Origin of the sequence: Mesorhizobium sp. (assembly GCF_024509055.1) — a bacterium.
In the GTDB taxonomy this organism is placed as follows: domain Bacteria; phylum Pseudomonadota; class Alphaproteobacteria; order Rhizobiales; family Rhizobiaceae; genus Mesorhizobium.
Window position 1 is genome coordinate 19,725 of sequence record NZ_JANINM010000365.1, and the last position, 7,770, is coordinate 27,494.

Here is a 7,770-nt window from a genome sequence, read left to right on the forward strand (position 1 = left end):
CGAATGGAGCGACATTCATGACCGCATCGCAATCCGCCGCAGCAACCGAAGCGGGCAGGCCCAAGCTCGCCTTCCGGCCGCTTCCCGTGCCGCAGGTCGACATACGCGGTTTTTGGGGCGACCGTGTCGATGCAGTCGCGGCCAGGACCGCGGGCATCCTCTACGATCGCTGCGTCGAGGCGCGCATGCTGGAGCAGATCGATCCGGACCGGCCATCGCCCGGTGTCGTCATTCCCTTCCACTCGCCGTCGCCCGACGAGGCCGACAGCCAGGGCGCCGAGTTCACCGGCTCGACGGTGACGACGCAGATGTTCTGGGATTCCGACTGGGGCAAGACCATCGAGACGGCGGCCTACTCGCTCTATCGCCGTCGCAACCCTGAGCTTGAGAAGAAGATCGACGCCGTCATCGACATGTACGGCAAGCTGCAGCAGCCCGACGGTTACCTCTCCAGCTGGTACCAGCGCATCCAGCCCGGCCTGCGCTGGACGAACCTGCGTGATTGCCACGAGCTGTATTGCGCCGGCCATCTGATCGAGGGCGCGGTCGCCTATTGCCAGGCCACCGGCAAGCGCAAGCTGCTCGACATCATGTGTCGCTACGCCGACCATATCGCCTCGATGTTCGGGCCCGAACCCGGCAAGCGCAAGGGCTATTGCGGCCATGAGGAGATCGAGCTGGCTCTGGTCAAGCTGGCGCGGGCGACGGGCGAGAAGAAGTATATGGAGCTGGCGAAATACTTCATCGACCAGCGCGGTCAGCAGCCGCACTATTTCGACGAGGAGGCCCGCGCGCGCGGGGCCGACCCCAAGGCCTATCACTTCAAGACCTACGAATATAACCAGTCGCACAAGCCGGTGCGCGAGCAGGACAAGGTCGTCGGCCACGCGGTCAGGGCGATGTACCTCTATTCGGGCATGGCCGACATCGCCACCGAATATGGCGACGATACGCTGCGCGCTGCGCTCGACCGGCTGTGGGACGATCTCATGACCAAGAACCTCTACGTGACGGGCGGCATCGGTCCGTCGGCGCACAATGAGGGCTTCACCAGCGACTACGACCTGCCCAACGAGAGCGCCTATGCCGAGACCTGCGCCTCCGTCGGTCTGGTGTTCTGGGCAAGCCGCATGCTCGGCATGGGGCCTGCTGCGCGCTATGCCGACATGATGGAGCGGGCGCTCTACAACGGTTCTATCTCGGGCCTGTCGCTCGACGGCTCGCTGTTCTTCTACGAGAATCCGCTGGAGAGCCGAGGCGGCCATCATCGCTGGAAATGGCACCGCTGCCCTTGCTGCCCGCCCAATATAGGCCGCATGGTGGCCTCCATCGGCAGCTATTTCTACGGCCTCGCCGACGATGCCCTGGCCGTGCATCTCTACGGCGACTCGACCGCACGCTTCGAGATCGCCGGGAAGCCCGTGAGCCTCGTCCAGACCGGCAACTATCCCTGGGACGGCGGCGTCTCGTTCGAGATCGACACCGAGACGCCGGTGGAGTTCACGCTTCACCTGCGCATACCCGGCTGGTGCCGTAACGCGGCGCTGAGGGTCAACGGCAAGATGGTCGACCTCGATGCGGCGACGAGCGACGGCTACGCCGCGATCCGGCGCGCGTGGCGCAGGGGCGACCGGGTCGAACTCGATCTCGAAATGTCGATGGGGCGCATCTTCGCCAACCCGCAGGTGCGCCAGGATATCGGCCGGGTCGCGCTGTCGCGCGGGCCGCTGGTCTACTGCGTCGAGGAAACCGACAATGGCGGCGGTCTGCATCGCCTCGCCCTGCCGCGCCAATCCCGGCTCGAGGCACATGCCGAACCGAACCTGCTTGGCGGCATCGTCACCTTGTCGGCCGCCGGCCGCAGGACCGATACGGAAAACTGGGGCGGCGACCTCTACCGCGCCGAGCCCCCGGCGACCGCGGAAGCGACGCTCAAGGCGGTGCCGTACTTCGCCTGGGACAATCGCGACCACGGCGAGATGCTGGTCTGGCTGCGGGAGGGTTGAGCCGAAATCCTACAAATGCACGTAGGCCGTCAGCGGCAGATGATCCGACGCGACGCGCGACAGCGGCGTATCATGCGCCTCGACCGCCGAAACCAGGTCGTGCCGGTTGCCCATGATCCGGTCGAGCGCCAGCACTGGCAGGCCTGACGGGAAGGTCGGCACGGCCGGCGGCGTCGGGCCGAAGGTCGTATGCAGCGTGTTCAGCGCCGAGCGGTTGCCGAGGCGCCATTCGTTGAGGTCGCCGAGCAGCAGTGTCGGCCTTTCATCGGCCCTGGTCATGATGTCGAGCACGACGCGTGCCTGCTCCGAGCGCGAGCGGCGCAAGAGGCCGAGATGGGCGGCAATGACGCGCAGGCTACGGCTCTCGTCGAGATCGATCTCGGCGACCAGCGCGCCCCTGGGCTCCAATCCCGGCAGCTTGATCTGGTGGACGTCGCGCACAGTGCCGCGCTTGAACAGGAGCACGTTGCCGCGCCAGCCGTGCCCCTTGCCGTTTCCGATGACGGGGACGGGCACCAGCCCCGTTTCGTTTTCGAGTCGGGCAAGATCGAGCAGCCCGGCCTTGTCGCCGAAGCGATTGTCGGCTTCCTGCAGCGCGATGACGTCGGGGCTCATCTCCCTGATGACGCGCGCGGTCCGCTCTGGGTCGAATTTGCGGTCGGTGCCGATGCATTTGTGGACGTTGTAAGAGGCGACCACCATTTCGGCGCCGTTTATCCGCTTGCGCGGCGTCGACATCGCCTTCCGCATTTTCCGGGCGCGGATCGACAGGAGCACGGTCTCGGGGAGGGTGCGTCCGTTTCTCTCCATGCCTGCTACTCGCCTTCCTTGAATGCTGGTTTTGCTAAAGATAGGGCGATCCGAGCCACAGCAAACGGTCGAAGACACGAACGGCGAAGGGCCGTGCTCTCAACGTCTGCAGCGTGACCGCCTCGGCGGAGGCGACCGCGGCCTGGATGCGTGCATCGATCTCGGCGGCGAAGCCCGCATCCAGCACCTCCATGTCGATCTCGAAGTTCAGCCTGAGCGAGCGCGCGTCGAGATTGGAGGAGCCGACATAGGCCCACACGCCGTCGATCGACATAAGCTTGGAATGGTCGAACGCGCCCTCATGGCGCCAGACGCGGCAATAGTTTTTCAGCACCTGGTCGAACTGCGCCGTCATCGCATGGTCGACAAGGAAGAGATTGTTCACCGCCGGCACCACGATGTCGATTTCCACGCCGCGCCGCGCGGCGGTGGTGAGCGCGCTGATGAATTCCCGGTCGGGCAGGAAATAGGGCGACATGATGCGGATCGATTTGCGGGCGACCGAGAACGCCCCCATCAGCAATTTGTGGTTGGTTTCGTTCCTGGCATCGGGCCCCGTCGCCACCGCGCGCACCAGCATCGGCTGTCCAGGCGGATGCGCCTCCCGTTCGACCTGCCAGGTTTCGCCCTTCAGCGCCTCGCTGCCGGCAAAGCGCCAGTCCTCGGCGGCGACCGCGAACAGGTCGGCCACGACCGGCCCGGTCACCTCGAAATGCGTGTCCCTGGAGCTGTGCGAGCCGGCGAAGGCGGCGGAGAAGCCCTTGCGGATGTTCATGCCTCCCGTGAATGCCCGCGCCCCGTCGACGATCAGGATCTTCCTGTGGGTCCGCAGGTTCGCGTAGGGAAGTCTCAGCCCCATGACGATGTTGCCGTTGAAGAGGTCGACGGTGATGTTCGCCTCCCGCAACTGGTGCAGGATGCTGGGCACGGAATAGCGCACGCCGACCGCGTCGATCAGCACGCGGACGGCGACGCCGCGCTGCGCGGCGCGTTCTAGCGATTCGACGAACAGCAGGCCGACCGCGTCATTGTCGAAAATGTAGGTCTCGAGCAGCACGCTCTTTTGCGCGCTGTCGATCGCGTGCAACATCGTCGTATAGGCTTCGTCGCCGGTCTTCAGCACCGCGATCGTGTTTCCGGATGTCAGCGGTCGCCATGCCACTCGATCCCCGAGTGTTTTCAGGCCGACGAAGCGCTGGCCGTATTGGGCGCTGATCAGCGCCTCCACGGCGATGTCGCGGTCGTGTCGCGCCTCGGCCGCCTCGCCGGTGACCGGCCGCATGGCGCTGATGGTCGCGCGACGGATCCGGTTGATGCCTGCGATCGCGTAGATGATCGCGCCGAGGAAGGGCGACAGCAGCATCACGCCCACCCAGCCGGTGGCGGCGCGCACGTCCTCCTTGGTCATTATGGCGTGCACGATGCCGACGGCCGCCATCGCCATCGACAGCAGAAGAATGAGCTCGGACCAGTGACTCGCTATCGCCTGCAGCATCGGCCCGACTATTGTGCGGGCCGTCGCGGAACGCAATGCGCCAGGTCAATCGATCCAGGGCGCTGATGGGGTGACATCACCAGCGTCCGGACTCGTGGAGCCTTGCGGCAAGAACGGCCGTCATCCGCTCCACCAGCTCCGCAACCAGTCCGCCCGTTTCCCAGGCATAGATCGACACCACCATCGAGGGTTCCACGCCGAAGGGCGCATAGGGCCGGACGCGGCGTCCGGCCGTTGCGCTCCTCGGCAGCAGCGACAGGCCAAGCCCGGCTTCCACTCCCACCAGCACATCGTGCAGGCTGCTGCCGGAGAAGGCGATGTACCAGCGACGCTGCTCGCGCTCGATGCGCTCGAACATGGTGTCGCGGTAAAGCCCTCCCGGGGGAAAGGCAACCAGCGGCATCGGGTCGGGCCATTCGGATCGGCTGTCCGCGCTTTCGAACCACGCCATGGCTTCGGGAAAGCTTGCCCGGCAATCCGGCTCGGCGGCGGCTTCCTTGACGACGACGATATCGAACTCACCGCCGCGGTAGCGCCTGGTCAGGTCGCGGCTCAGGCCGGTGGTGACGTCCAGCCGAATCTCGCGGTGATGCTTGGCGAAATCGCCGAACACCCCGGCCATCTCGGCGTTGACGATGTCCTCCGGCACGCCGATCCGCACCGGCGTCGTGCCGGCCGGGTCGCCGAGCGCCGTTTCCGCTTCCTGCTGCAAATCCAGGATGCGGCGCGCATAGCCAAGCAGTCGCTCGCCAGCCGTCGTCGGGCGGATCGGGCGGGCGAACCGGTCGATCAGGCCGTGCCCCACCGCATCCTCCAGTCGCGCGAGTTGCTGGCTGATGGTCGATTGCGTCATTTGCAGCCGCTCGGCGGCCTGGGTGAAGCTGCCGGCGTCGGCAATCGTGACGAAGGCGCGCAGGAGGCGAGGATCGAGCATCTTTCACCTTGGTCGAGGTCAGCGCACGGGCGGACGCTGGTCACCAGTACTATCTAAAACCATAATAGCTTTGATCCATACATTTAATTTTCAAATGCTGCCCTCCAGCCCTATCTGAAGGCTGCGGTCCCGCCCCTTGAAACGGCCAGACCGATCAGCGATCCGGTACCGCCAGGAGTGATGGATGCTTCGTCTTCCAACGATCTTTGCTTTCGTCCTGCTGGCGTTCGCGGCCGTCTCGCCTGTCGCAGCAGGAGAACCCATGAACCAGACCCCTTTGCATGCCGCGGCCGCGGGCAATGACGTGGAAACGATCAGCAAGCTGCTGGCCGAAGGCGCCACGATCGATGCGCGCGACGGCACCGGCGCAACGCCACTGCTTGTCGCGACCCATGGCAACAAAGTTGCCGCCGCCAAAGCCCTGATCGACGCCGGCGCCGACGTCAACGCCAAGGATAATATCCAGGACAGCCCCTACCTTTATGCCGGTGCGCGCGGGCATCTGGAAATCCTGAAGATGACGCTCTCCCATGGCGCCGACCTCGAGAGCATCAATCGCTATGGCGGCACCGCGCTCATTCCGGCTTCGGAGCGAGGTCATGTGGAGACGGTGCGCACTCTGATCGAGGCCGGCGTCGACGTCGACCATGTCAACAAGCTCGGTTGGACCGCGCTGTTGGAGGCGATCATCCTCGGCGACGGGGGCAAGAGCCATCAGCAGATCGTCGGACTGCTGATAGAGGCGGGAGCCGACGTCAATCTGGGGGATCGTGAGGGTGTCTCCCCGTTGCGGCATGCGCGCAGCCACGGCTACAGGGAGATTGAAAAGCTCCTTGCGGCGGCCGGCGCAAGGTGAGGGGCGAACGCGGTACAATGAACGCGCATATCGACACGGGATCCGAAGGCCGCTCCAGCCGCTGGCTGATGGTTGCGGTCGTCATCCTGGTTGGCCTCAATCTCAGGCCCTTCATCACTGGCGTCGGCCCGCTCGCGGCAAGCGTGCGTGCGGAGACCGGCCTCGGCACGCAGGGCATTGCGCTGCTGACGCTGGTGCCGATACTTCTGATGGGGCTGTTCGCTTTCGCCGGCCCCTCGCTGCAGGCGCGCATTGGCGCCAGCCGGGCTGTCGTCGCGGCGCTTGCCGTTCTCGGCCTCGCATCCTTCTTGCGCCTGTTCGTCTCGACCGGGCTCGAGATGGTGGGGACGGCGGCGTTGCTCGGGCTGGGGGCGGCCGTGGTGCAGGCGGTGTTTCCCGGCATCGTCAAGCGCGAGTTTCCCGCCCATGTCGGTCTCGTCATGGGCCTCTATTCCTCGATGCTGATGGGCGGCGGCGCGGTTGGCGCGCAACTGGCGCCGCTGATTGCGGCGGCAACCGGAAACTGGCATTTCGGGCTTGCCTGGATGGCGGTTCCCGCTTTTGTCGCCGTAGCGCTTGCCGTTTTCTGCCTGCCGCGTGACGATGCTCGCCAGCAGGCCGGCAATGCGGCGACGGCCTTCCTCAGGCGGCCGCGCACATGGCTGTTGATGGCATGCTTCGGCCTTGTCAATGGCGGCTACTCGACTGCGGTGGCCTGGCTTGCGCCCTACTATCAGGAGCATGGCTGGACGAGCGCAGCCAGCGGCAGCCTGCTGGCGGTCATGGCGGTCGGCCAGGCGCTCTCGGCCCTCCTGCTGCCGGTGCTCGCCGGCAGGAGCGAGGACAGGCGGCCATGGCTCTGGCTGACGCTGGCCATGCAAGCGGCCGGCTTTGCCGGCCTGCTCCTGCGGCCGGAAACCGCGCCCTTCGTCTGGGCGGTCCTGCTGGGCGCGGGACTGGGCGGGTCGTTCTCGCTGACCATGATCGTGGCCCTGGAGCATCTTCCCGGGCCGGCCGAAGCCGGAGCGCTTTCGGCCCTTATGCAGGGCGGCGGCTTCCTCATCGCCGCCATCCCGCCATGGATCGTGGCCGTGCTGCACGATGTCACCGGCAGTTTCCATGCCGGCTGGCTGCTGCATCTCGCCTGCGTTGCGATCGTCACGGTGCTGACGTTCCGCCTCGCGCCACGCAGCTACGAGCGGGCGATGAGGCTGTCGGCATCGCAAGTGGCTGCCGGTTGACGTCAGCGAAGGCGTCTTTCAGCGCAACAGGCCAGCTATCCGCTTTGCAGACCCGAGGGCCAGCGTCCACCCGAGCATGCCGTGTCCGGCATTGACGTAGAGCCCCCTCAATTTCCGGGAAGGCGCGATGATCGGCCGGGAGGAGGGCGTCATGGGGCGCTCGCCGGACCAGCGCACTTCTTCGGGCGAGTGACCGAAACAGTCCGGGAGCACGGCGCTGGCCGCTTCCCGCAGAACGCCGAACCGATCCGCGTCAAAGCCGGCGCCAGGCTGCTCGATGTCGGCAAGCCCCGCAACGCGCAGTAGCCCGCCGATCTTCGCGAAGGCAAGCTTGCGCCTTACATCCGTCAGGCTGACGCGGGGTGCTCCCTCCTTCCAGGGCACGGTCAGCGAATAGCCCCGCACAGGCTGGATCCGGTTCGCTTCGG

At 66.0% G+C, this 7,770-nt stretch carries 7 protein-coding genes; 3 read left to right on the forward strand and 4 right to left on the reverse strand.

Features of this window, described 5'->3' with window-relative positions; genetic code table 11:
• The first annotated feature begins 17 nt into the window (after positions 1–17).
• Positions 18–2,006 carry a glycoside hydrolase family 127 protein gene (locus tag Q0L57_RS15985; protein WP_296744121.1) on the forward strand — a complete coding sequence of 663 codons (1,989 nt, stop codon included), beginning with the start codon at positions 18–20 and terminating at the stop codon, positions 2,004–2,006.
• Between the two features lie 9 nt (positions 2,007–2,015).
• Here the strand turns inward: Q0L57_RS15985 and Q0L57_RS15990 are convergent, their stop codons facing one another.
• The 3 genes from Q0L57_RS15990 to Q0L57_RS16000 all read right to left on the reverse strand — a co-directional run bounded on the left by Q0L57_RS15990 (position 2,016) and on the right by Q0L57_RS16000 (position 5,245).
• Entirely contained in the window at positions 2,016–2,816 is an 801-nt protein-coding gene (locus Q0L57_RS15990) for an endonuclease/exonuclease/phosphatase family protein (RefSeq protein WP_296744122.1), read from the reverse strand.
• A gap of 34 nt (positions 2,817–2,850) precedes the next feature.
• Positions 2,851–4,311: a phospholipase D-like domain-containing protein gene (locus tag Q0L57_RS15995; RefSeq protein ID WP_296744123.1), complete on the reverse strand. Its 1,461-nt coding sequence runs from the start codon at positions 4,309–4,311 to the stop codon at positions 2,851–2,853.
• A gap of 76 nt (positions 4,312–4,387) precedes the next feature.
• A complete protein-coding gene (locus Q0L57_RS16000; RefSeq protein ID WP_296744124.1) occupies positions 4,388–5,245 on the reverse strand; it encodes a LysR family transcriptional regulator in 858 nt (285 codons plus the stop codon).
• A gap of 262 nt (positions 5,246–5,507) precedes the next feature.
• On the opposite strand from Q0L57_RS16000, the gene Q0L57_RS16005 reads away from it, so the two are divergent.
• Both Q0L57_RS16005 and Q0L57_RS16010 read left to right on the forward strand, forming a co-directional pair.
• On the forward strand, positions 5,508–6,101 hold the full coding sequence (locus Q0L57_RS16005) for an ankyrin repeat domain-containing protein (RefSeq protein ID WP_296744125.1): 594 nt from the start codon (positions 5,508–5,510) through the stop codon (positions 6,099–6,101).
• Positions 6,102–6,118: 17 nt separating this feature from the next.
• Positions 6,119–7,342 carry a cyanate transporter gene (locus Q0L57_RS16010; protein WP_296744126.1) on the forward strand — a complete coding sequence of 408 codons (1,224 nt, stop codon included), beginning with the start codon at positions 6,119–6,121 and terminating at the stop codon, positions 7,340–7,342.
• An 18-nt stretch (positions 7,343–7,360) separates the two neighbouring features.
• Here the strand turns inward: Q0L57_RS16010 and Q0L57_RS16015 are convergent.
• On the reverse strand, positions 7,361–7,770 hold a 410-nt coding region (locus Q0L57_RS16015; protein WP_296744127.1), incomplete at its 5' end, for an FAD-dependent oxidoreductase.

Excerpts from the sequence above, each read along its gene's own strand:
- Q0L57_RS15985 (WP_296744121.1), top strand. The coding sequence starts at position 18 with ATGACCGCATCGCAATCCGCCGCAGCAACCGAAGCGGGCAGGCCCAAG.
- Q0L57_RS16010 (WP_296744126.1), top strand. The coding sequence starts at position 6,119 with ATGAACGCGCATATCGACACGGGATCCGAAGGCCGCTCCAGCCGCTGG.
- Q0L57_RS16000 (WP_296744124.1), bottom strand. The coding sequence starts at position 5,245 with ATGCTCGATCCTCGCCTCCTGCGCGCCTTCGTCACGATTGCCGACGCC.
- Q0L57_RS15995 (WP_296744123.1), bottom strand. The coding sequence starts at position 4,311 with ATGCTGCAGGCGATAGCGAGTCACTGGTCCGAGCTCATTCTTCTGCTG.
- Q0L57_RS16005 (WP_296744125.1), top strand. The coding sequence starts at position 5,508 with ATGAACCAGACCCCTTTGCATGCCGCGGCCGCGGGCAATGACGTGGAA.
- Q0L57_RS15990 (WP_296744122.1), bottom strand. The coding sequence starts at position 2,816 with ATGGAGAGAAACGGACGCACCCTCCCCGAGACCGTGCTCCTGTCGATC.